26 protein-coding genes and 2 tRNA genes are annotated in these 22,340 nt (G+C 59.0%); 21 read left to right on the top strand and 7 right to left on the bottom strand.

Translation table 11 applies throughout. From position 1 onward, the window contains the following. Nucleotides 1-54: 54 nt before the first annotated feature. The gene (locus ACK59H_RS19915; RefSeq protein ID WP_060480487.1) at nucleotides 55-234 is read right to left on the bottom strand and encodes a hypothetical protein; all 180 of its coding nucleotides are present in this window, start codon (nucleotides 232-234) and stop codon (nucleotides 55-57) included. Between the two features lie 156 nt (nucleotides 235-390). Here ACK59H_RS19915 and ACK59H_RS19910 point away from each other — a divergent pair, with 156 nt between their 5' ends. Further along, nucleotides 391-1,134, top strand: coding sequence for a peptidase C39 family protein (locus ACK59H_RS19910; protein ID WP_060480486.1), 744 nt, complete (start codon nucleotides 391-393; stop codon nucleotides 1,132-1,134). Between the two features lie 57 nt (nucleotides 1,135-1,191). On the opposite strand, the gene ACK59H_RS19905 is transcribed toward ACK59H_RS19910, so the two are convergent. Beyond that, nucleotides 1,192-2,475: an FAD-binding oxidoreductase gene (locus tag ACK59H_RS19905; protein ID WP_060480485.1), complete on the bottom strand. Its 1,284-nt coding sequence runs from the start codon at nucleotides 2,473-2,475 to the stop codon at nucleotides 1,192-1,194. A 201-nt stretch (nucleotides 2,476-2,676) separates the two neighbouring features. Here ACK59H_RS19905 and ACK59H_RS19900 point away from each other — a divergent pair. The 4 genes from ACK59H_RS19900 to ACK59H_RS19885 all read left to right on the top strand — a co-directional run bounded on the left by ACK59H_RS19900 (nucleotide 2,677) and on the right by ACK59H_RS19885 (nucleotide 4,227). Then, nucleotides 2,677-2,753: transfer RNA gene (locus ACK59H_RS19900), tRNA-Val, on the top strand. A 178-nt stretch (nucleotides 2,754-2,931) separates the two neighbouring features. Then, a tRNA-Val gene (locus tag ACK59H_RS19895) sits at nucleotides 2,932-3,008 on the top strand. 158 nt (nucleotides 3,009-3,166) lie between these two features. Beyond that, a complete protein-coding gene (locus ACK59H_RS19890) occupies nucleotides 3,167-3,739 on the top strand; it encodes an SPOR domain-containing protein (RefSeq protein ID WP_060480484.1) in 573 nt (190 codons plus the stop codon). Nucleotides 3,740-3,801: 62 nt separating this feature from the next. Further along, nucleotides 3,802-4,227, top strand: coding sequence for a GTP pyrophosphokinase (locus tag ACK59H_RS19885; protein WP_060480483.1), 426 nt, complete (start codon nucleotides 3,802-3,804; stop codon nucleotides 4,225-4,227). Between the two features lie 3 nt (nucleotides 4,228-4,230). On the opposite strand, the gene ACK59H_RS19880 is transcribed toward ACK59H_RS19885, so the two are convergent. Next, nucleotides 4,231-4,473, bottom strand: coding sequence for a DUF1654 domain-containing protein (locus ACK59H_RS19880; protein ID WP_060480482.1), 243 nt, complete (start codon nucleotides 4,471-4,473; stop codon nucleotides 4,231-4,233). Between the two features lie 142 nt (nucleotides 4,474-4,615). Continuing rightward, complete coding sequence (locus ACK59H_RS19875) at nucleotides 4,616-5,704, bottom strand: asparaginase (RefSeq protein WP_060480481.1); 1,089 nt, start codon at nucleotides 5,702-5,704, stop codon at nucleotides 4,616-4,618. Between the two features lie 362 nt (nucleotides 5,705-6,066). Here ACK59H_RS19875 and ACK59H_RS19870 point away from each other — a divergent pair, with 362 nt between their 5' ends. From ACK59H_RS19870 to ACK59H_RS19840, 7 genes are all read left to right on the top strand, one after another. Continuing rightward, nucleotides 6,067-7,014, top strand: coding sequence for a sugar ABC transporter substrate-binding protein (locus ACK59H_RS19870; RefSeq protein WP_060480480.1), 948 nt, complete (start codon nucleotides 6,067-6,069; stop codon nucleotides 7,012-7,014). A 20-nt stretch (nucleotides 7,015-7,034) separates the two neighbouring features. Beyond that, nucleotides 7,035-8,588, top strand: a complete 1,554-nt coding sequence (locus tag ACK59H_RS19865; RefSeq protein WP_409264811.1) for a sugar ABC transporter ATP-binding protein — start codon at nucleotides 7,035-7,037, stop codon at nucleotides 8,586-8,588. Next, entirely contained in the window at nucleotides 8,585-9,580 is a 996-nt protein-coding gene (locus tag ACK59H_RS19860; protein WP_261743593.1) for an ABC transporter permease, read from the top strand. Before ACK59H_RS19865 ends, ACK59H_RS19860 begins: the two co-directional genes overlap by 4 nt. Before the next feature lie 4 nt (nucleotides 9,581-9,584). Then, entirely contained in the window at nucleotides 9,585-10,607 is a 1,023-nt protein-coding gene (locus tag ACK59H_RS19855; protein ID WP_060480477.1) for a LacI family DNA-binding transcriptional regulator, read from the top strand. Between the two features lie 11 nt (nucleotides 10,608-10,618). Then, nucleotides 10,619-11,527, top strand: coding sequence for a ribokinase (rbsK, locus tag ACK59H_RS19850; RefSeq protein WP_409264810.1), 909 nt, complete (start codon nucleotides 10,619-10,621; stop codon nucleotides 11,525-11,527). After that, nucleotides 11,524-11,922, top strand: coding sequence for a D-ribose pyranase (rbsD, locus tag ACK59H_RS19845; protein ID WP_060480475.1), 399 nt, complete (start codon nucleotides 11,524-11,526; stop codon nucleotides 11,920-11,922). Before rbsK ends, rbsD begins: the two co-directional genes overlap by 4 nt. Before the next feature lie 84 nt (nucleotides 11,923-12,006). After that, nucleotides 12,007-13,014 carry a nucleoside hydrolase gene (locus ACK59H_RS19840; protein WP_409264809.1) on the top strand — a complete coding sequence of 336 codons (1,008 nt, stop codon included), beginning with the start codon at nucleotides 12,007-12,009 and terminating at the stop codon, nucleotides 13,012-13,014. On the opposite strand, the gene ACK59H_RS19835 is transcribed toward ACK59H_RS19840, so the two are convergent. Next, nucleotides 12,986-13,198, bottom strand: a complete 213-nt coding sequence (locus tag ACK59H_RS19835; protein ID WP_397468039.1) for a hypothetical protein — start codon at nucleotides 13,196-13,198, stop codon at nucleotides 12,986-12,988. The genes ACK59H_RS19840 and ACK59H_RS19835 overlap by 29 nt on opposite strands. A 260-nt stretch (nucleotides 13,199-13,458) precedes the next feature. Between ACK59H_RS19835 and ACK59H_RS19830 the strand changes: the two genes are divergently transcribed. Continuing rightward, nucleotides 13,459-13,779: an I78 family peptidase inhibitor gene (locus ACK59H_RS19830; RefSeq protein ID WP_409264808.1), complete on the top strand. Its 321-nt coding sequence runs from the start codon at nucleotides 13,459-13,461 to the stop codon at nucleotides 13,777-13,779. A gap of 91 nt (nucleotides 13,780-13,870) precedes the next feature. Here ACK59H_RS19830 and ACK59H_RS19825 read toward each other — a convergent pair whose 3' ends face one another. After that, complete coding sequence (locus tag ACK59H_RS19825; RefSeq protein ID WP_409264807.1) at nucleotides 13,871-14,083, bottom strand: cold-shock protein; 213 nt, start codon at nucleotides 14,081-14,083, stop codon at nucleotides 13,871-13,873. Between the two features lie 158 nt (nucleotides 14,084-14,241). Then, on the bottom strand, nucleotides 14,242-14,544 hold the full coding sequence (locus ACK59H_RS19820; protein ID WP_060480250.1) for a hypothetical protein: 303 nt from the start codon (nucleotides 14,542-14,544) through the stop codon (nucleotides 14,242-14,244). A 336-nt stretch (nucleotides 14,545-14,880) separates the two neighbouring features. On the opposite strand from ACK59H_RS19820, the gene thrS reads away from it, so the two are divergent. The 8 genes from thrS (at nucleotide 14,881) to ACK59H_RS19780 (ending at nucleotide 22,178) form a co-directional block, all read left to right on the top strand. Next, nucleotides 14,881-16,803, top strand: coding sequence for a threonine--tRNA ligase (gene thrS / locus ACK59H_RS19815; protein ID WP_409264805.1), 1,923 nt, complete (start codon nucleotides 14,881-14,883; stop codon nucleotides 16,801-16,803). Then, nucleotides 16,803-17,354 (top strand): translation initiation factor IF-3, encoded by a 552-nt coding sequence (gene infC, locus ACK59H_RS19810; RefSeq protein ID WP_186478189.1) that lies wholly within the window; start codon nucleotides 16,803-16,805, stop codon nucleotides 17,352-17,354. Before thrS ends, infC begins: the two co-directional genes overlap by 1 nt. Before the next feature lie 62 nt (nucleotides 17,355-17,416). After that, nucleotides 17,417-17,611, top strand: a complete 195-nt coding sequence (rpmI, locus tag ACK59H_RS19805; protein WP_003250667.1) for a 50S ribosomal protein L35 — start codon at nucleotides 17,417-17,419, stop codon at nucleotides 17,609-17,611. A 27-nt stretch (nucleotides 17,612-17,638) separates the two neighbouring features. Then, on the top strand, nucleotides 17,639-17,995 hold the full coding sequence (rplT, locus tag ACK59H_RS19800) for a 50S ribosomal protein L20 (protein ID WP_003250671.1): 357 nt from the start codon (nucleotides 17,639-17,641) through the stop codon (nucleotides 17,993-17,995). Nucleotides 17,996-18,104: 109 nt separating this feature from the next. Further along, the gene (pheS, locus tag ACK59H_RS19795; protein WP_054887103.1) at nucleotides 18,105-19,121 is read left to right on the top strand and encodes a phenylalanine--tRNA ligase subunit alpha; all 1,017 of its coding nucleotides are present in this window, start codon (nucleotides 18,105-18,107) and stop codon (nucleotides 19,119-19,121) included. A gap of 31 nt (nucleotides 19,122-19,152) precedes the next feature. Further along, entirely contained in the window at nucleotides 19,153-21,534 is a 2,382-nt protein-coding gene (pheT, locus tag ACK59H_RS19790; protein ID WP_409264804.1) for a phenylalanine--tRNA ligase subunit beta, read from the top strand. Nucleotides 21,535-21,538: 4 nt separating this feature from the next. Beyond that, the gene (gene ihfA / locus ACK59H_RS19785) at nucleotides 21,539-21,841 is read left to right on the top strand and encodes an integration host factor subunit alpha (RefSeq protein WP_003250679.1); all 303 of its coding nucleotides are present in this window, start codon (nucleotides 21,539-21,541) and stop codon (nucleotides 21,839-21,841) included. Next, on the top strand, nucleotides 21,822-22,178 hold the full coding sequence (locus ACK59H_RS19780; protein WP_011533210.1) for a MerR family transcriptional regulator: 357 nt from the start codon (nucleotides 21,822-21,824) through the stop codon (nucleotides 22,176-22,178). Before ihfA ends, ACK59H_RS19780 begins: the two co-directional genes overlap by 20 nt. Nucleotides 22,179-22,340 lie beyond the last annotated feature (162 nt).

The following is a 22,340-nucleotide window of genomic DNA, read 5'->3' as shown; positions in this document are numbered from 1 at the left end:
TGATGAAAAAAAACGGGGCGCTCGGCGCCCCGTTTGCATACACCTTAAGAAACCTCAGTGCACCCCGGCATGCTGCTGTGCCCTTTGAGTCGGCCGTGCCTTGGCCGGGGCTTGTGGTGGCAGCGGATGATGCTGGGAATGACGCCTTACGATACGTAGAACACCCCATAGCATGGCGGCCGCGACACTCAGCCACATACCCACCAGCATGAGAATAGCCATGGTCAGGCTCATGTGTGCCTCCTTCTCTTGGGCCAACTTGTGGTTTGCCCTCCAGACACTGCTTTAGTCTAGCTGCCTGCCCGTGACGTTCCATTGATCAAAGGTCGATTGCTTAAATCGATTGATTCCAATCGCTCGTCAGACTATTCCCGAGCTGTGTGTAGCCTTATGATCAGTGGCAAAAGCTGGGCGCTGCCCGCCCGGCATCGGAACAAGCGAGTATCCATGGAGCAATATCCCTGCAAGCGTCGGTGGGCTGGCCCAGGCCAGCTATTGGCTGCCTGCCTGGTGGTGGCAACTCTGAGCGGCTGCGCCAGTGCCCCCCATGCAAACCTCAAGGGCATGCCACAACGGGTCGAAATCAGCAGCGTGCCGTTCTACCGCGGCAATGCCAACCACAGCGGGGCTATGGCGTTGGCCGCGCTGCTGTCCCAACAGGGCGCGCCGATTACACCAGGCTTGCTGGACAAGCCACTTGATCTTCCAACAGGCGTCGAGGCACTCGGCACCAGCATTCCAAAGGTGGCACGCGAGTACGGCATGGTCGTGTACCCCCTGGATAAACAGCTGGACGCGTTGCTGACCCAAGTGGCTGCTGGGAATCCGGTACTGGTGCGTTATCGGGAGGGCTCGGCGTGGTGGAGCGAGCCGCGTTACGCGATCCTGATCGGCTATGACAGTTTCAAGCGGCGCGTGCTGCTGCGTTCTGGTATGCACCGGCGCCAGACGGTGGCTTTCGATGACTTTGCTTCGGCGTGGGCAGAGGAGGGAAGTTGGGCGGTGCTGGTTCAACCGCCTCGCCAGCTGCCAGCGCAAGTCGACCCTCAGCGCTGGCTTCAAGCTGCCGACGAACTGGCGCGAGCGGGCCAGGAGATTGCGGCAAAACAGGCTGTGCGCAGCTTGAACAGGTAGTGCCGGGGGCGAAGGCCTGATCGCCGAACAAGCGCAATCAGGCCAAGCCCGTCTACATCAGAAGCCCAGGCGATCGCGCAGGCTGTAGTACCAGGCACCAATGGCGCTGAACGGTACCCGAAGCATCTGGCCGCCGGGGAATGGATAGTGCGGCAGTTCGGCGAACGCGTCGAAGCGCTCGGCCTGACCACGGAGTGCTTCGGCCAGCACTTTGCCCGCCAGATGGGTGTAGGTCACGCCGTGGCCCGAGCACCCTTGGGAGTAGTAGATGTTGTCGCCGATGCGCCCAACCTGGGGCAGGCGCGACAAGGTCAGCAGGAAGTTGCCGGTCCACGCGTAGTCGATCTTGACGTTTTTCAACTGCGGGAATGCCTTGAGCATCTTCGGGCGAATGATCGCTTCGATGTTGGCTGGATCGCGCGCACCGTACACGACACCACCGCCGAAAATCAGGCGTTTGTCGCTGGTCAGGCGGTAATAATCAAGCAGGTAGTTGCAGTCTTCCACGCAGTAGTCTTGGGGTAGCAAGGTGCGGGCGAGTTCTTCACCCAGTGGCTCGGTGGTGATCACCTGAGTGCCGCACGGCATCGACTTGGCGGCAAGCTCTGGTACCAAGTTGCCCAGGTAGGCGTTGCCAGCGACGATGATGAATTTGGCGCGGACCTTGCCCTGAGGGGTGTGTACCACCGGGTTGGCGCCACGCTCGATGCGCACGGCCGGGGTTTGCTCATAAATGATGCCGCCCAGCGACTCGACCGCGGCCGCTTCGCCCAACGCCAGGTTCAGCGGGTGGATGTGGCCGCCGCTCATGTCCAGCATGCCGCCAACATAGTTGTCGCATGCCACGACCTCACGGATACGCTTTTGGTCCATCAGCTCCAACTGATTGTGGCCGAAGCGTTCCCACAGGCGCTTTTGCGACTCCAAGTGACCCATCTGCTTGCTGGTCAATGCCGCAAATACGCCACCGTCTTTGAGGTCGCATTGAATGTTGTACTTGGCCACGCGCTCACGGATGATGCGCCCGCCCTCGAACGCCATGTGGCCCAGCAGTTGTGCCTGCTTGGGGCCAACGGTGCGCTCGATGACGTCGATGTCGCGGCTATAGCTGTTGACGATCTGACCACCGTTGCGGCCCGAAGCGCCGAAGCCGACCTTGGCGGCTTCGACAATGCTCACCTTGAAGCCATTTTCCAGCAGGAACAATGCACTGGACAGGCCGGTGTAGCCGGCACCGATGATGCAGATATCGGTTTCCACCTCACCCTGCAGCGCCGGACGTGGCGGCACCGGGTTAGCCGAGGCGGCGTAGTAGGACTGGGGGTAGGGGGTGTTAGCCATGCTGCAGAAACCTCGTGTTTTATATTTTTAACGAATGTACCGATGCTATCAATAATAATAAACACCCGCTAGTCGTCCGTTGAAAATCCTTTACTGGCCTGAAGCAGGCTGTTTTCTATAAACAGTTTTAGATTCAGTGAGTTAGCGCAAAAAAAAGTGTTGACACGCTTTTGGGATTGCGTAGAATGCGCACCACACGACAGGCACATAGCTCAGTTGGTTAGAGCACCACCTTGACATGGTGGGGGTCGTTGGTTCGAGTCCAATTGTGCCTACCAAACAAAGCCCCGGTATCCGGGCATCGAAAAGGGCGATCCGTATGGGTCGCCCTTTTTGCATTATGATGCATTTCAAGTCCCGCGATCAGACCCTTAAAAAAATCTCAAAGTTTTTGATTTTTTTGAAAAAAACGCTTTACAGGGGTGAGCGGCATCACTAATATGCGCACCACACGACAGGCACATAGCTCAGTTGGTTAGAGCACCACCTTGACATGGTGGGGGTCGTTGGTTCGAGTCCAATTGTGCCTACCAAACAAAGTCCCGCTTCGGGGCATCAAGAAGGGCGATCCGCAAGGGTCGCCCTTTTTGCATTCTCAGTTTCCACATGAAGCAGCATGTAACCTTTGGTCGCGGGCGCCGCTCTGAGCGCCCATGGTAGAATCCGCGCCTTCGAATCTGGAGGTACACGCGTGCGCAAACTGGCAGTGGTAGTGGCAGTGCTGGCCCTGGCGGGCTGTGAGAACGAGGTCGAAGGTGTTCATCAGCAGGTCGCCGAGCACCTGCACAACCCAAAGACGGCCAAGTTCGGCAACGTGCGGATCGACACCAAGGGCACCATCTGCGGTCAGGTTCGCGGCAAGGACGATGCTGGCCAATACGAGCCGTACCGCAGCTATGTCGCCATCAAAGGTGCCGATGGGCAGTACGAAATCATCGTTGATGGCGGCGGCGATAATCTGCGTATCCGCGAACACTGCGGCGGTGCCGACCTGCAACGTCGTGCCGAGGCCCTTGCGGGTCAGCCGGCTCCTGAGGGGTGGGATGTCGAGGTGATCCAAGGAGCCAACATGGGCGCCCTGAGCGACATGACCGCCCGCCTGATCGAAAAGGGCATCCCGTCCTCGGTCGAGTACCGCGACGGCAAGCCCGTAGTGCTGATGGGGCCATTCCCGAGCAAGGCCGAGGCCGACGCACGCAAGGCAGAGGTAATGGCCAAGCTGGGTACCGATTCGATCGTCATCCAGCACGGTGCTCAGCGTTAACTGTAATCTCTAGCCGTCCCCGGCTATGCTTGATTTGGGACGAGCCAAACGGGGAGGGCCTCATGTCTACGCTTGAGCGGGCCATTGCCGTTGCTGCTAGGGCTCATGAAGGGCAGTGTGACAAGGGTGGAGCGGCTTATATCCTCCATCCGCTGCGGGTGATGATGCGCGTCAGTACACCCGAGCAGCGTATCGTTGCTGTGCTGCATGATGTGATGGAAGACACGCCGCTCACCCTCGCCGATCTAGCGCGGGAGGGCTTCCCACTGAAAATTCTTGCCGCGTTGCTGGCCTTGAGCCGCAACCAGGGCGAAAGCTACCAGGATTTTGTGGTGCGCTTGGGAAGTGACCCATTGGCACGTACCGTCAAATTGGCCGATCTTGCCGACAATAGCGACCTCTCTCGTATTGCCACGCCAGGCCCCGCCGACCTAGCGCGGCTGGCCCGTTACCGTGAGGCCAGTGCCTACTTGCAGACACTGGCCTAAACCTCAATCTTCCTTGGGCACCGTCCAGAAGATTTGCACGCCACCATCATCGCGGTGGGCGAGGGTAACGTTATCGTTCTCGGCGATTTCTTCGAGCAAGGTTTCCCAATCATCGGGCGACTCGTGTTCGTGGCGGAAGATCAGCGCGGCGCGGCTGCGCTGGGCGAGGGGGTTATTGATGATCTTCTGAATGCGCAGGCCCAGTTGCTGGTAACTGCTGGCGGTTGCGGAGTCGGTATTGGCCACGGGGGCGATTCCTTGTTTTTGCTGTATGTGCGTACAGTATTTGAAGGCAAGGTATTTCGCAACGGGCTCGATACAGGATTTTCGTGGCTTAGTTAGAGCAGAGGCCGATGTGGGCGCCACGCCGGCCTCGACTTGAGTGGAATCAATACTCCCAGAAGATGCGTTGCAGCTCTTTGCTGTCCTGTGTCTTGGTCATGGCCACCATCGCCAGAATCCGCGCCTTTTGCGGGTTCAGGTCATGCGCCACCACCCAGTCATATTTGTCGTCAGGCTGTTCGGCATTGCGCAAAACGAAGCCGCCCTGGTTGACGTGGGAAGAGCGAATGATCTGCACGCCGTTCTTGTGCAGCTCTTGTAGCGCGGGTACTACCCGCGACGATACTGAGCCATTACCGGTGCCGGCATGAATGATCGCTTTGGCACCGCTCTGCGCCAGCGCCTTGTAGGCTGTGTCGCTCACGTTGCCATAGCTGTAGGCAATATCCACCTGCGGCAGGCTGCTGATCTGCTTGATGTCAAACTCCGAATCGGCGGTGTGGCGTTTGGCTGGCAGGCGGAACCAGTAAGACTTGCCTTCCACTACCATACCCATCGGCCCCCAAGCGCTCTTGAATGCTTCGGTCTTGATATTAACCGCCTTGCTTACGTCGCGACCGGACTGGATTTCGTCGTTTAGGGTCACCAGCACACCCTTGCCCCGTGACTGTTTATCGCTGGCCACCGCTACGGCGTTGTACAAGTTGAGCATGCCGTCGGCAGACATTGCCGTGCCTGGTCGCATGGAGCCGACGACTACGATCGGCTTGTCGGTCTTTTCAACCAAGTTCAGGAAGTAAGCCGTTTCTTCCAGCGTGTCGGTGCCGTGGGTGATGACGATGCCGTCGACGTCTTTGCTGTCGGCCAGCTCGGCAACGCGCTTGCCGAGCTTTAGCAGATCGTCATTGGTAATGCTTTCGGAGACAATCTGCATCACCTGCTCACCGCGCACGTTGGCAAGTTCAGCCAGCTCTGGAACACCAGCAATCAGTTTGTCGACGCCCAGTTTGGCCGCTTGATAGGTTGCGCTGTTAGCAGCGCTTGCGCCGGCGCCGGCAATAGTGCCGCCGGTGGCCAGGATGACGACATTGGCCAATTTTTGCTGGGTTTGGGCTTCTTCGGCCGATGCGCAGGCGGGCAGTATCAACATTAGCGCCAGGGCGCTGGGAGCGAAGCTCTTTAGTGCAGCATTCATGTTTATTGTTCTCTCTCTTCCTAATGAGATGGGTGCTGAGTCGCACACGGCAACACGCAGATTCCGTACCAAGTGTGATAACTGAGGCAGCTGTCGCTGTAAAACCGATCTGGCCGTGATGCTACGGGCCATAGGCTTCGCTAGTGGAGCGCAGCCCAAGCCTGGTGGCAGCGGTATCTATTCGGGACCCCGAACGCTTGAGGAAAAGCCGTTCGGTTTTTCGGAAAAATCCCGGATAATCGAATTCATCAGCCTCTTGCGTCAGCCAGCAAAACTGATTTGACAAATCTGTGTCTTGTTTCCATAGTTATTCAACGCAAACGTTTGCGACCCGATAAAAAAACAAGATTCGGAGTCAACTCATGAAGCTGCCCCTTCCCGGTCGTCTGCTGGCCGCTGCCCTTGTGTCCTCGCTATCTCTCAGCGTTGCTGTGCATGCAGAGGAAAAACCCAAAGTTGCACTGGTGATGAAATCGCTGGCCAATGAGTTCTTCCGCACCATGGAAGACGGCGCCAAAGACTATCAAAAAACCCATTCCGAAGATTTCGAACTGGTTGCCAACGGCATCAAGAACGAGACCGATACCGGCGAGCAGATTCGTATCGTCGAGCAAATGGTCAACTCTGGCGCCAAGGCCCTGGTGATAGCTCCGGCAGATTCCAAGGCGCTGGTCTCGGCCGTGAAAAAGGCCATGGACCAAGGCGTTGTCGTCATCAACATCGATAACCGCCTGGACCCAGACCTGCTCAAGAGCAAGGGCATCAGCGTACCCTTCGTCGGCCCCGACAACCGTAAGGGCGCGCGTTTGGTTGGCGAATATCTGGCTAAGCAAAAGCTAACCGCTGGTGATCAGGTTGGCATCATCGAAGGCGTGTCGACCACTACCAATGCTCAACAGCGTACTGCAGGCTTCAAGGATGCAATGGACGCCGCGCAGATGAAGATCGTTTCGGTGCAGTCCGGCAACTGGGAAATCGACAAAGGCAACGCGGTCGCCGCCTCCATGCTCAACGAATACCCCGACATCAAGGCCTTGCTGGCCGGTAATGACAGTATGGCCCTGGGCGCTGTCTCGGCCGTGCGCGCCGCAGGCAAAGCTGGCCAGGTTCAAGTGGTGGGGTACGACAACATCAAGGCGATCGAGCCGATGCTCAAGGATGGCCGTGTGCTCGCCACGCTCGACCAGGCTGCCAGCCAGCAGGCGGTGTACGGCATTCAGGCTGCGCTGAAGATGCTCAAGGGCGAGAAACCTGATGTGGATGCCGACAATGTCATCCAGACTCCGGTAGAACTCATCACCAAGCCCTGATCTGAGCAGGAGAACTGGCCATGTCTGTATCGGCCAATGCGGTGGTACTTGCCGCCAGCGGGTTGGGTAAAAGCTACGCGCAGCCGGTGCTTACCGACGTGAGCCTGTCCTTGCGCGCCGGCGAAGTGCTGGCACTTACCGGCGAGAACGGGGCAGGCAAGAGCACCTTGTCCAAGCTTATCTGTGGCCTGGAAGCACCCACTACAGGCCATCTCACCTATCTTGGCCGAGCCTATGCACCGGCCAGCCGCAGCGATGCCGAAAGCCTGGGTGTGCGCATGGTGATGCAGGAGCTGAACCTCCTGCCAACCCTGACCGTGGCGGAAAATCTATTTCTCGACAACCTGCCCAGCCGCTTTGGCTGGATCAGCCACAAGCGCCTGCGCCAGCTGGCCACGGCTGCCATGGCCCAGGTCGGCCTGGATGCGATCGACCCGGACACACCGGTAGGCGAGCTAGGTATCGGCCATCAGCAGATGGTCGAGATCGCTCGAAACTTGATCGGTGATTGCCGGGTGTTGATCTTCGACGAACCCACGGCAATGCTCAGCGCTCGCGAGGTGGAACTGCTGTTCGGCCAAATCCAGCGTTTGCGCGAGCGCGGTGTGGCGATCGTTTACATCTCCCATCGGCTGGAGGAGTTACAGCGTGTAGCTCAGCGAATTGTGGTGCTGCGTGACGGCCAATTGGTGTGTGATGAGCCCATCCAACGCTATACCAGCGCCGAGCTTGTCAACCTGATGGTAGGCCGTGAAATTGGCGAGCATATCGACTTGGGCCGGCGCACGCTCGGCGCGCCATTGCTTAAAGTTGACAAGCTGTGCCGGGGCGACAAGGTGCGCGATGTTTCGTTACAGGTGCGGGCTGGGGAAATCTTCGGCGTATGTGGCTTGATCGGGGCCGGGCGTACTGAGTTGTTGCGGTTGATATACGGCGCAGACCGCGCTGACAGCGGTAGCATTGCGATTGGCCAGCCGTTGGCAACGGTCACCATCGACTCGCCCAAGGCTGCCGTGAAGGCGGGCATTGCGCTGATTACCGAAGACCGCAAAGGTGAGGGCCTGCTGCTGACTCAATCGATCAGTGCCAACATCGCCCTGGGTAACTTTCCGGCCGTATCCCGTGCCGGCGTGCTCGACCGTGACGCGGAGTACAGCTTGGCCGAGCGCCAGATCAGCGCCATGCGCATCCGCAGTGCCGGGCCTGCTCAGGTGGTCGGTGAATTGTCTGGCGGCAATCAGCAGAAGGTGGTGATCGGCCGCTGGCTGGAGCGCGATTGCCAGGTGCTGCTGTTCGATGAACCTACCCGAGGCATCGACGTCGGCGCCAAATTCGACATATACGGCCTGCTGGCCGAGCTGGCGCGCCAGGGTAAGGCCCTGATGGTGGTATCCAGCGACCTGCGCGAGCTCATGCTGATTTGCGATCGCATTGCCGTGCTCAGCGCTGGCCGCCTGATTGATACCTTCGACCGCGAACACTGGAGCCAAGACCAGCTTCTGGCCGCCGCCTTTGCCGGCTATCAAAAACGCGATGCCCTGCTGCACGAAGCAGCGCCCAGGATGGATGCATGAAAACCACACCCCTCGACACTCCAAGAGGCGCACCTGTGCGCCGCAGCGGTAGTTACTTCGGCCTGGGCACCTATCTGGGCCTGGCCGGCGCCTTGCTGGCGATGATCGTGCTGTTCTCGTTCCTGAGCAGCCACTTCTGGTCATACGCCACGTTCAGCACCTTGGCCAATCAGATCCCCGACCTGATGGTGCTGGCCGTGGGCATGACCTTCGTGCTCATCATCGGCGGTATCGATCTGTCGGTCGGTTCGGTGCTGGCCCTAGCGGCATCCACCGTCAGCGTAGCGATCCTGGGCTGGGGCTGGGGCTTGCTGCCCGCGGCCTTGCTCGGCATGGCGGTCGCCGCCATGGCTGGGAGTATCACCGGAGCAGTCACGGTTGCCTGGCGCATTCCTTCGTTCATCGTATCGCTAGGTGTGCTGGAAATGGCCCGTGGCCTGGCGTATCAATTCACCGATTCGCGCACCGCCTATATCGGCGATGCCTATGCCTGGTTTTCCAATCCACTGGCCTTTGGTATCTCGCCCGCGTTCGTCATCGCCTTGCTGGTGATTGTGCTGGCCCAGTTGGTGTTGACCCGCACTGTGTTCGGGCGTTACCTGATCGGTATAGGTACCAACGAGGAGGCCGTGCGTCTGGCTGGCATCGATCCGCGGCCCTATAAGGTGCTGGTGTTTGCCTTGATGGGCCTGCTTGCCGGGCTCGCTGCACTGTTCCAGATTTCGCGGCTGGAGGCAGCCGATCCGAATGCCGGCTCTGGTATGGAGCTGCAGGTGATCGCCGCCGTGGTGATCGGTGGTACCAGCCTGATGGGCGGGCGTGGCTCGGTAGTCAGCACCTTCTTCGGGGTGCTGATCATATCCGTGCTGGCCGCAGGATTGGCGCAGATTGGCGCTTCGGAGCCCACTAAGCGCATCATCACCGGGGCGGTCATCGTCATCGCCGTGGTGCTCGACACTTATCGTAGCCGGCGAGCAGGTCGGCGGAACTGACAACATGGCAACTATCAAAGACGTCGCGGCCCTCGCGGGCATTTCCTACACCACGGTGTCTCATGTACTCAACAAAACCCGCCCGGTCAGCGAACAAGTACGGCTCAAGGTCGAGGCGGCCATCAGCGAACTCGACTATGTGCCCAGCGCGGTGGCTCGCTCGCTCAAGGCCCGCAGTACTGCCACCATCGGTCTACTGGTACCCAGCAGCGTCAACCCGTACTTCGCCGAGCTGGCCCGGGGCATCGAGGATGCCTGCGAGCGCAATGGTTACTGCGTGATCCTGTGCAATTCCGATGACAACCCGCAGAAGCAGCGCAATTACCTTCGCGTGTTGCTGGAAAAACGCATCGATGGGCTAGTGGTGGCTTCGGTCGGGGAGGATGCCGACCTGTTACAGAGCCTGGCAGGCGTGCGCACCCCCATGGTGATCGTCGACCGTGAGCTTGAGGGTGTGGATGCAGACATGGTGCGCATCGACCACGAGCTGGGCGCCTATTTGGCGACATCCCATCTACTGGAGCTGGGCCACCGTGATATCGCCTACATTGGCGGCCCTGCGCAGACGGGCGTTACTCAGTTGCGTCTGAGCGGTTTTCGTCGAGCGATGGCGCAAGCCCAGGCCCCGGTAGAGGCGGGGAGGGTGTTGCATTGTGATTTCACCAGCCCCGGTGGTCATGCCGCCGCTACGCAATTGCTCGACGGCGAGCGGCCGACGGCGATTTTTGCCGGCAACGACATGATCGGCGTCGGCGTGCTGCGCGCCGCCGCCGAGCGCAACATCAACGTCCCCGGTGAGCTGTCGGTCATCGGCTTCGACGATATCGAGCTGAGCCGTTACGTGTATCCGCCGCTGACCACCGTCGGCCAATCGATCCGCGAGCTGGGTGAAAGTGCTGCGGCTCTGCTGCTGTCGCGGATAATCACGCAAGGTCGTGATGCGCCTTGCCAGCGGATTGTCGCGCCGCGCATCGTGCTGCGTGAGTCTACCGGGCCGCGCCCGGACCTGTTCAACGATTACCGCTAAGGAATTGCTAGATGAATGCCAAGGTAGTGGTGGTCGGCAGCCTCAATATGGACCTGGTGGCCCGCGCCCCGCGGCTGCCCCGGGCGGGTGAAACCCTGGCCGGCGATAGCTTTTGCACCGTGCCGGGTGGTAAAGGTGCCAACCAGGCTGTGGCGGCCGCGCGCCTGGGGGCCGGCGTGGCTATGGTCGGTAATATTGGCGACGATCCTTACGGGCTGCAGCTGCGCCAAGCTTTGGAGGCAGAGGGGGTGGACTGCCAGGGGGTTAGCGTGTGCCCTGGCGTGTCCAGCGGAGTTGCGTTGATTACTGTCGACGCCGCAAGCCAGAACTGCATCGTCATCGTCCCAGGAGCCAACGGGTTGCTGTCGCCTGAGGCGGTGCAGCGCTGCGATGCCCTGCTGCAGGCCGCCGAGGTGATCATCTGCCAACTCGAAGTGCCGTCTGAAACCGTGGCCTGGACACTTGCCAGGGCGCGCTCGCTGGGTAAGCGGGTCATCCTCAATCCGGCACCTGCCATTGGGCCCTTGCCGGCGCACTGGTTCGCCAATATCGACTATCTGACGCCCAATGAAAGTGAAGCACAAGCGCTGACGGCAATGCCGGTCAATGACTTGGACAGTGCCCGGCGCGCAGGCGAGCGTTTGCTGCAATTGGGCGCTGGCAAGGTGATCGTCACCCTTGGTGCGCAAGGCGCCTTGTTGGTCAGCCGTGAGGGCAGCCAGCATTTCCCGGCGCCCGTTGTGCAGCCGCTGGACACCACGGCGGCTGGCGATACCTTCATAGGCGGCTTCGCCGCAGCGTTGGTGCAAGGCCAAGAGGAGGGCGAAGCCATCGCCTTCGGTCAGCGCGCGGCTGCGTTGTCGGTCACCCGTGCCGGTGCCCAGCCGTCCATTCCTTATCTGGTGGAACTGGCCCCATGAAAAAGACCACGCTCTTGAACATTGCGCTGTCGCGGACCATCGCCGGCATGGGGCATGGCGATATTCTGGTGATCGGCGATGCCGGGTTGCCAGTGCCGCCAGGCGTAGAACTGATCGATCTGGCAGTTACCGCGGGGATGCCGGATTTTGCCAGTGTGCTGCGCGCTGTCTTGAGCGAATTGCAGGTGGAGCGCCACGTGCTGGCTGAGGAGATGCAGACGGTGGTGCCGCCTGCTCTGGTAGAAATCGAGCGCCTGAAGGGCAAGTTGGGCAAGCGTGAATGGCTAAGCCATGACGCCTTCAAAGTGCTCACACGTAACGCGCGGGCTGTGGTGCGCACGGGTGAATGTCAACCGTACAGCAACATCGCATTGATAGCCGGCGTCACGTTCTGAACAACTGAAAATTTACCTGCGCTGTGGATCCTTTAAGCGATACGCGGTGCTCTGCGATGATGTTGACGGCAACAGGAGTGCCTTATGCTCAAACCTTTGTTAACAGGGCTCACCCTTATGGCTGCAGTCGCCACTACCCACATTCAGGCCGCTGCCCGTGACCTGATCATCGACACCGACCCTGGCGCCGACGATGTGGTTGCACTGTTCCTGGCAATGGCCTCTCCCGAAGCATTCAACATCCGCGCGATTACCACCGTTGCCGGCAATGTGCGCCTGGAAAAGACCTCGCGCAATGCCCGCTTGGCGCGTGAGTGGGCTGGCCGTGAAGACATTCCGATCTACGCCGGAGCGGGCCGGCCGCTGGTGCGCGCGCCCATCTATGCCGCCGATGTGCATGGTGAAGAAGGCCTGACTGGTGTGCAGGTGCACGAGCCGAAAAAGCCCCTGGCCGAAGGCAATGCCGTGCAGTACCTGATCGACACCTTGGGCAATGCCAAGCCTCACAGCATCACCTTGGCCATGCTCGGCCCTCAGACCAACCTTGCGCTGGCGCTGATTCAGCAACCGCAGATTGTCACCGGCATCAAGGAGGTGGTGGTCATGGGCGGCGCGCATTTCAACGGTGGCAACATCACGCCTGTGGCTGAGTTCAATCTCTATGCCGACCCGCATGCTGCGCAAGTGGTGTTGGCCAGCGGTGTGCAAATCACCTATCTGCCGCTGGATGTCACCCATAAAATCATCACCAGCGAGGCCCGGCTCAAGCAACTGGCAGCTGTCAATAACTCCGTCAGCAAGCAGGTAGTCGACATTCTTCTGGCTTATATCAAGCACGACATGGATGTATACGGGATGCCTGGTGGGCCGGTGCACGACGCCAGCGTTATCGCTTACCTGCTCAAACCTGAGTTGTTCAGCGGCAGGCGCATTCATATGAGCATAGATAGCCGTGAAGGCCCGACGTTCGGCCAGACGGTTGCCGACTGGTACGGCGTGCTCAACCAGCCAGCCAATGTGCTATGGGTCAATCAAGGTGACGCTCAGGGCTTCTTCGACCTGCTCAGCGCGCGACTGGCCCGCATGCAGTGACCGCATGTGGCGCGTAACGCTCGATTACCTGGTCGATGAAGCTGCGCGCGGCTTCGCCGCCGCGGTCGCGTACCAGCAGGTCGATTGCAATCAGCAGCAGCTCTTCGGGAGTACTGGGGCTATAGGCGCTCTGGCCCTCCGCCCATTTGACCTTGATATCGGCGTCGATGCTGTGGCTGCTCATGAAAGGCTCTCGCTTGGGCCCGGGACGGAGGGGCGAACACCGGATCCTGGTGGTCGAAGAAGGCATTGTGCCTTCAATTCCTAAAGTAAATCATGACTTTGCGGCGCATACCAAGCGACTCGTCGGGCGAGCGGTAAAATTCGGTCACGATTGCTTTTGCCTCGCTTGCCTTGAGTTCGGGCAGACTTGTGCGGTTTTGCAACGATTTCAGGGTGGAGTTGTCGGATCAGGCAATTCCCAGATCGATTTTAGGAGGATTCATGTTCCGTACCCGTGCGTTCCTGGCAACCCTGGCGGTGGCATCAGTCTTGGCCGGTTGCAGCACCGACGGCAACTCGGAGGGAGGCAAGACAGCTCAGGCGTCGGTGGGCAACGATGGCCGCTGTCAGGCCAGCGGTGCCGATTTCGCCATCGGCAAGCAGGGCAGCGCCGAGTTGCTCGAACAAGCGCGCAAGGCCAGTGGTTCGCAGATAGCTCGCATTCTCAAACCACGCGATGTGGTCACCCTCGAATACCGCTCCGAGCGGCTCAATCTGAACGTGGATGAACAAGGGGTGGTGACGCGCGTCAATTGTGGTTGATCGCATTTCAGGCTGTGCTTGAGCATTGCGGCTGTTCAACGCCCCAAAAAAAACCCGCCACAAGTGGCGGGTTTTTTTACAGCTGCCCGAATTACTCCGGACGAACCTGCGCAGCCTGCATGCCCTTCTGACCGCGCTCGGCGACGAAGGAAACAGATTGGCCTTCTTTCAGGCTCTTGAAGCCGTCGGATTCGATGGCTTTGAAGTGTACGAACAGGTCGTCGCCGCCGCCTGCTGGGGTGATGAAGCCGTAGCCTTTCTCATCATTGAACCATTTGACGGTGCCTTGTTGGCGATTGGACATGGGGTGAATCTCCAGACATTTTAATTTTCAGTAGTGCAATGTGGCCGAGGCTACGGAGCACGGGTGACATCATAGTCTAATTCTGCGCATCTAGCGCCTTTTACCTTCGCAGGATATTGATCCAAGGCAAATAACACCTCAATCACCCTGTCCATGGCTCATTTGGGCTTGCACGCATTTTGTACGGCAGTTTGCGCCCTCTGCATCAGCTTGGCATCAACGCCGTCGGTGCTGTCCAGGTCTGCGATCTCCTTATCGGTGAAATTCTTCTTGATTGCCTCAGCGCCGCAGGTGCAGTGCTTTTTCGCGGTCGCGGCGTCAACGCCCTGTCCGCTGGCCACCTGTTGGCATTGGGTCATGTAGTGGGCCTCCTTCCCGGCAGGGAAGTTGCCAGCGTTGGCAGCCACAGGCAGCAGCAGGGCGCCAGCGGCCGCCAGGGCCAGAAGGGACGGTACTCGCATAACCAGTTACTCCTTGGGTTAAGGTCACAGCAAGAGTAGGATGCTTCCCAAGGTCTGATAGGAAAGTTTCTGCGTTAGTTCACCGCACCTGCCTAATTTCCAAATAATTCTGCGTGGCGTGCAAGCCCCGTGCTAGCATGGCCGGCTTGCAGCTGACATGTCGCAGCTTGCAACTATCTTTTTCTTTCCAGTCACTCTGGTTCGTCCCTTGCAAGCCGAAAGGCTTCTGCCACTGTGAGGCAGGCTTCCTTGATCAGAAGGCAGGTCGGATCTTGTACTGGCTCATCCCAACCCACGTGACCTTTGGTAGGGGTCACCACTAGGAGAGGAGGCGCCATGCCCGTTATTACTCTTCCCGATGGCAGTCAACGTTCGTTTGATCACGCCGTATCCGTTGCCGACGTCGCCGCATCCATCGGCGCGGGCCTTGCCAAGGCCACGGTGGCCGGCAAGGTCGACGGCAAGCTCGTCGATGCCTGCGACCTGATCCAACACGACGCTACGCTGCAGATCATCACCCCTAAAGATGAAGAGGGACTGGAGATCATTCGCCACTCGTGCGCCCACCTGGTTGGCCACGCTGTGAAGCAACTGTACCCGACGGCCAAGATGGTGATTGGCCCGGTGATCGACGAAGGCTTCTATTACGACATCGCTTACGAGCGCCCCTTCACCCCAGAAGACATGGCTGCCATCGAAAAGCGGATGATGGAGCTGATCGAGAAAGACTACGACGTGGTCAAGAAAATGACCCCGCGCGCCGAAGTCATCGAAGTTTTCAAGGCCCGTGGCGAGGATTACAAGCTGCGCCTGGTCGAGGACATGCCGGATGAGCAGGCCATGGGCCTGTACTACCACGAAGAATACGTTGACATGTGCCGTGGCCCGCACGTGCCTAACACGCGTTTCCTCAAAGCTTTCAAGCTGACCAAGCTGTCCGGCGCCTACTGGCGCGGCGATGCCAAGAACGAGCAGTTGCAGCGTGTGTACGGCACCGCCTGGGCCGACAAGAAGCAGCTGGCTGCCTACATCCAGCGCATCGAGGAGGCCGAAAAGCGCGACCATCGCAAGATCGGTAAGCAGCTTGACCTGTTCCACCTGCAGGAAGAAGCGCCTGGCATGGTGTTCTGGCATGCCAACGGTTGGACCGTGTACCAGGTACTTGAGCAGTACATGCGCCAGATCCAGCGCGCCAACGGCTATCAGGAGATCAAAACCCCGCAGGTTGTCGATCGTATCCTCTGGGAGCGGTCTGGCCACTGGTCGAACTACGCCGAAAACATGTTCACCACTTCTTCGGAAAGCCGTGACTACGCGGTCAAGCCGATGAACTGCCCATGCCATGTGCAGGTGTTCAACCAGGGCCTGAAGAGCTACCGCGACTTGCCACTGCGTCTGGCCGAGTTTGGCGCATGCCACCGTAACGAGCCATCGGGCGCCCTGCATGGCATCATGCGCGTTCGTGGCTTCGTGCAAGACGATGCGCACATCTTCTGCACCGAAGACCAGGTGAAGAAAGAAGCTGCCGACTTCATCAAGCTGACCCTGGACGTTTACAAGGACTTCGGCTTCACCGATATCGCGATGAAGCTGTCGACTCGTCCGGCCAAGCGTGTGGGGTCCGAAGAGCTGTGGGACCGTGCCGAAGGCGCGCTGGCCGATGCACTGAACGAGTCGGGCCTGGAATGGGAATACCAGCCGGGCGAGGGTGCGTTCTACGGCCCGAAGATCGAGTTCACCCTGCGCGATTGCTTGGGCCGGAACTGGCAGTGCGGGACTCTGCAATACGATCCGAATCTGCCAGAGCGTCTGGATGCCAGCTATATCGCCGAAGATAACAGCCGTGTTCGCCCTGTGATGCTGCACCGCGCGATCCTCGGGTCGTTCGAGCGCTTCATCGGCATGCTCATCGAACACTATGCAGGTGTGTTCCCGGCCTGGCTGGCACCGACCCAGGCTGTGATCATGAACATCACCGACAAACAGGCCGATTTCGCGCTCGATGTGGAAAATGCCCTGAACGGTAGCGGATTCCGTGCCAAGTCGGACTTGAGAAATGAGAAGATCGGCTTTAAAATCCGCGAGCATACTTTGCTCAAGGTCCCGTACCTTTTGGTTATAGGGGATCGCGAAGTCGAAACACGAACCGTCGCTGTGCGTACTCGCGAAGGCGCAGACCTGGGCTCCATGCCCGTCGCCCAATTCGTTGAGCTTCTGACACAAGCGGTTTCCCGGCGTGGTCGCCAAGAATCGGAGTAATGACTATTAAGCGTGAAATGAGAAACGATAAACGAACTGCACCGAAAGCCCCGATCAACGAGAATATCTCGGCACGCGAGGTTCGGTTAATTGGCGCTGACGGCGAGCAGATTGGCATCGTCTCGATTGATGAAGCGCTTCGTATCGCTGATGAAGCGAAGCTGGATCTGGTAGAGATCTCTGCGGACGCGCAACCGCCCGTCTGCAAGGTCATGGACTACGGCAAGCACCTCTTCGAGAAAAAGAAGCAGGCCAACGAAGCCAAGAAAAACCAGAAGCAGATCCAGATCAAAGAAATCAAGTTTCGTCCAGGGACGGAAGAAGGGGATTACCAGGTAAAACTACGCAACCTGGTACGTTTCCTTACCGATGGGGACAAGGCCAAGATCTCTCTGAGATTCCGTGGTCGTGAGATGGCCCACCAGGAGCTGGGCATGGAGCTGTTGAAGCGGGTCGAAGTCGACCTTGCCGAATACGGCACCGTTGAGCAGCATCCTAAGATGGAAGGACGCCAACTTATGATGGTCATCGCCCCCAAAAAGAAGAAGTAATCTCCCGGGCACGGCAGGCCTGATGATTATTGTGTAATTTTTATCGAATGCGGAGTTCCAACATGCCAAAAATGAAAACCAAGAGCGGTGCTGCGAAGCGCTTCCTGAAGACCGCTTCCGGCTTCAAGCACAAGCACGCTTTCAAGAGCCACATCCTGACCAAAATGTCGACCAAGCGTAAGCGTCAACTGCGCGGTGCCAGCCTGCTGCACCCGTCTGACGTGGCAAAAGTCGAGCGCATGCTGCGCGTACGTTAATTCTGGTTTAGATAGAGGAAGTTACTCATGGCTCGTGTTAAGCGTGGCGTCATCGCTCGTAAGCGTCACAAGAAAATTCTGAAACTGGCTAAAGGCTACTACGGTGCACGCTCGCGCGTATTCCGCGTTGCCAAGCAGGCTGTCATCAAGGCTGGTCAATATGCCTACCGTGACCGTCGCCAGAAGAAGCGTCAGTTCCGCGCACTGTGGATCGCTCGTATCAACGCCGGTGCCCGCACCAACGGTCTGTCCTACAGCCGTCTGATTGCTGGCCTGAAAAAGGCTTCGATCGAAATCGACCGTAAGGTTCTGGCCGATCTGGCAGTGAACGAAAAAGCGGCGTTTGCTGCGATTGTCGAGAAAGCTAAAGCCGTTCTGGCTTAAGTACCCGCGACAATCACCCGGCGGCGCTTGCGGCGCTGGGCATTGAACGTCATCGATAGGGGAAGAGCCTTCAAAGCTCTTCCCCTATTTTCGTATCTGGAGTCTGTACATGGAAAACCTGGATGCGCTGGTCTCCCAAGCCCTAGAGGCCGTCGAGCGCGCTGAAGACATCAATACCCTGGAACAGATCCGGGTTCAGTACCTCGGCAAAAAGGGCGAACTGACTCAGGTGATGAAGACCCTGGGCAACTTGCCGGCCGACGAGCGCCCGAAAGTCGGCGCGCTGATCAACGACGCCAAAGAGCGCGTCACTGTGGTGCTCAACGCACGCAAGGCAGCTTTCGAAGAAGCCGAGCTCAGCGCTCGCCTGGCTGCCGAATGCATCGACGTCACCCTGCCAGGCCGTGGTCAGACCACTGGCGGGCTGCACCCGATCACCCGTACTCTCGAGCGCATCGAGCAGTTCTTCACCCATATCGGCTACGGCATCGCCGAAGGCCCCGAGGTCGAAGACGACTATCACAACTTCGAAGCGCTCAACATCCCTGGCCATCACCCGGCCCGGGCTATGCACGACACCTTCTACTTCAATGCGAACATGCTGCTGCGTACCCACACTTCGCCGGTACAGGTGCGGACCATGGAGTCCACTCAGCCGCCCATCCGCATTGTTTGTCCGGGCCGTGTGTACCGCTGCGACTCCGATATCACCCACTCGCCGATGTTCCATCAGGTCGAAGGGTTGCTGATTGACCGTGGCATCAACTTCGCTGACCTCAAGGGCACCATTGAGGAATTTTTGCGGGTGTTCTTCGAGAAAGAACTGGCCGTGCGCTTCCGTCCATCGTTCTTCCCATTCACCGAGCCGTCCGCTGAGGTCGATATCCAGTGCGTGATGTGTTCCGGTAAAGGCTGCCGGGTGTGCAAGCAAACCGGCTGGCTGGAAGTCATGGGCTGCGGCATGGTGCACCCGAATGTGCTGCGCATGTCTGGCATAGATCCGGAAGAGTTCCAGGGCTTTGCTTTTGGCATGGGCGCCGAACGCCTGGCCATGCTGCGCTATGGCGTCAACGATTTGCGTCTGTTCTTCGATAACGACCTGCGGTTCCTGGCGCAATTCCGCTAGGCCCAATCGACGCACTTTCTAGGAGAACAGCATGAAATTCAGTGAACAGTGGCTGCGCGGTTGGGTAAACCCGCAAGTCTCCCGTGATGAATTGGTTGCCCGCCTGTCCATGGCTGGCCTTGAAGTCGACAGCGTGACACCCGCTGCCGGCCAGTTCACCGGCATCGTGGTGGGTGAGATTCTCACCACCGAACAACACCCGGACGCCGATAAACTGCGCGTCTGCCAAGTGAGTAATGGCCAGGAAACCTTCCAAGTCGTTTGCGGCGCGCCTAACGCTCGTCCAGGCATCAAGATTCCTTTCGCCATGATCGGGGCCGAATTGCCCGGTGACTTCAAGATCAAGAAGGCCAAACTGCGCGGTGTCGAGTCGTTCGGCATGCTGTGCTCGGCAGCCGAGCTGCAGATCAGCGAAGAAAATGACGGCCTACTGGAGCTGGCTACCGATGCTCCGGTGGGGCAAGACATCCGCCAGTACCTGAGCCTGGACGACGCCAGCATCGAGATCGGCCTGACTCCGAACCGTGGTGACTGCCTGTCCATCGCCGGCTTGGCTCGCGATGTCAGCGCCCTTTACGACGTGCCAGTCACCCGTCCTGTGGTGCCGGCCGTTGCAGCTGCCCACGATGAAGTGCGTCCAGTCGAGGTCAGCGCACCAGCGGCCTGCCCGCGTTACCTGGGCCGGGTCATTCGCAACGTCGACCTGAGCAAGCCGACACCGCTGTGGATGGTCGAGCGCCTGCGTCGCAGCGACGTGCGCAGCATCGACGCTGCCGTCGATATCACCAACTACGTGATGCTCGAACTCGGCCAGCCGATGCACGCCTTCGACCTTGCCGAGATCAATGGCGGTATCCGCGTACGCATGGCCGAAGAGGGCGAGAAGCTTGTCCTGCTCGACGGCCAGGAAGTTGCCCTGCGTGCCGATACGCTGGTCATCGCCGACCATACCCGCGCGCTGGCCATCGCCGGCGTCATGGGGGGGGAGCACAGCGGCGTGAACACCGAAAAAACCCGCGACCTGTTCCTGGAAAGCGCCTTCTTCGAGCCGATCTCCGTCGCCGGTAAAGCCCGGTCCTACGGTCTGCACACCGATGCCTCGCACCGCTATGAGCGCGGCGTCGACTCGCAGTTGGCCCGCGAAGCCATCGAGCGCGCTACCCAGCTGGTACTGGACATCGTCGGCGGTGAAGCAGGCCCGGTGGTCGAGGCTGTCAGCGAACAGCATCTGCCGAACATCGCGCCTATTACCTTGCGCGCTGAGCGCATCGATCAGATGCTCGGCATGCAGATGGATCCGGCCCAAATCGAGCAACTGCTCAATGCTCTGGCGCTCAAAACCAGCCGCAGCGGGGAAGGGCAGTGGACGGTAACTGTGCCAAGCCACCGCTTTGACATCAGCCTGGAAGTCGACCTGATCGAAGAGCTGGCCCGTCTTTACGGGTACAACAATCTGCCTGTGCGTTATCCGCAAGCCCGCCTGGCGCCGCAAGCTCGCCCGGAAACTCGCGGCGAGCTGCCGAATCTGCGTCGCTTGCTGGTTGCCCGCGGTTACCAGGAAGCCATCACTTACAGCTTCATCGACCCGAAGCTGTTCGAGTTGTTCAGCCCAGGCATAGAGCCTCTGCTGCTGGCCAACCCGATCTCCAGCGACATGGCCGCTATGCGCGCCTCGCTGTGGCCGGGATTGGTCAAGGCTCTGCAGCATAACCTCAACCGCCAGCAAGACCGCGTGCGCCTGTTCGAGAGCGGCCTGCGCTTCGTCGGCCAACTGGATAGCCTGCAGCAGCAGCCAATGATCGCCGGGGTCGTTACCGGCAGCCGTTTACCGGAAGGCTGGGCCAACGGCCGCGATGCCATTGACTTCTTCGACGTCAAAGCCGATGTCGAAGCTCTGTTGGGCTACAGCGGTGCGCTGAGCGACTTCACCTTCGTCGCTGGCAAACACCCAGCCCTGCACCCAGGCCAGACCGCTGTCATCCAGCGCGACGGCAAGGACGTTGGCTATCTTGGTGCCATCCACCCGGAGCTGGCCAAAGCCCTGGACCTGGATCGCCCGGTGTTCGTCTTCGAGCTGGTGCTGGGCGATGTGGTCGAAGGTCGTCTGCCTAAATTCAGCGAGCTCTCCAAGTTCCCTGAAACCCGTCGTGACCTGGCTTTAATCGCAGGACGTGATGTGGCTTCTCAACGTGTGCTTGAAGTAATTCGTGACAATGCAGGCGAATGGCTCACAGACCTCAGGCTGTTTGATGTCTACCAAGGTAAAGGCATTGATCCTGATAGAAAAAGCCTTGCGGTCGGCTTGACCTGGCAGCATCCATCGCGCACTCTTAACGACGATGAGGTGAACACTACCCTGCAAAATATCCTCACCTCGCTCGAACAAAGGTTGAACACCACGTTAAGGAAATAACGGCATGGGTGCTCTGACGAAAGCTGAGATGGCCGAAAGGCTGTACGAGGAGCTGGGGCTTAACAAGCGTGAGGCCAAGGAGCTGGTCGAGCTGTTTTTCGAAGAAATTCGGCACGCACTTGAAGAGAACGAGCAGGTCAAGTTATCCGGTTTCGGTAATTTCGACCTTCGCGACAAACGCCAGCGGCCCGGTCGCAACCCCAAAACAGGGGAAGAGATCCCGATCACCGCAAGGCGCGTCGTCACCTTTCGTCCAGGGCAGAAGTTGAAAGCCCGGGTTGAGGCCTATGCTGGAACCAAGCCATAACGACGAACTGCCCCCCATACCGGGCAAACGTTACTTCACCATTGGTGAGGTGAGCGAGTTGTGCGCGGTCAAGCCACACGTGCTGCGGTATTGGGAGCAGGAGTTTCCTCAGCTCAACCCTGTAAAGCGGCGGGGCAACCGACGGTATTATCAGCGGCAGGACGTACTGATGATTCGCCAGATCCGCGCCCTGCTGTATGACCAGGGGTTCACTATTGGTGGGGCGCGGTTGCGGCTTTCCAGTGATGAGGTGAAGGATGAGTCAAGCCAGTACAAGCAGCTGATTCGGCAGATGATTGCCGAGTTGGAGGATGTGTTGGTGGTGTTGAAGAAGTAGCTTGATTGCTGATGAGTGAAAATTTTTGAGAAAAAGGTTTCATTTATCATGAGGTTAGGGTACATTCCTCAACGTTCTCGGTAGCATTGAGAACATGCTTCAAGCCCAGTCGGGGCGTAGCGCAGCCCGGTAGCGCACTTGCATGGGGTGCAAGGGGTCGAG

The organism is Pseudomonas sp. KCJK9000 (genome assembly GCF_046230725.1).
In the GTDB taxonomy this organism is placed as follows: Bacteria; Pseudomonadota; Gammaproteobacteria; order Pseudomonadales; family Pseudomonadaceae; genus Aquipseudomonas; species Aquipseudomonas promysalinigenes.
The sequence above is the reverse complement of the archived record's forward strand: the minus strand, read 5'-3'. Positions and strand labels throughout refer to the sequence as shown.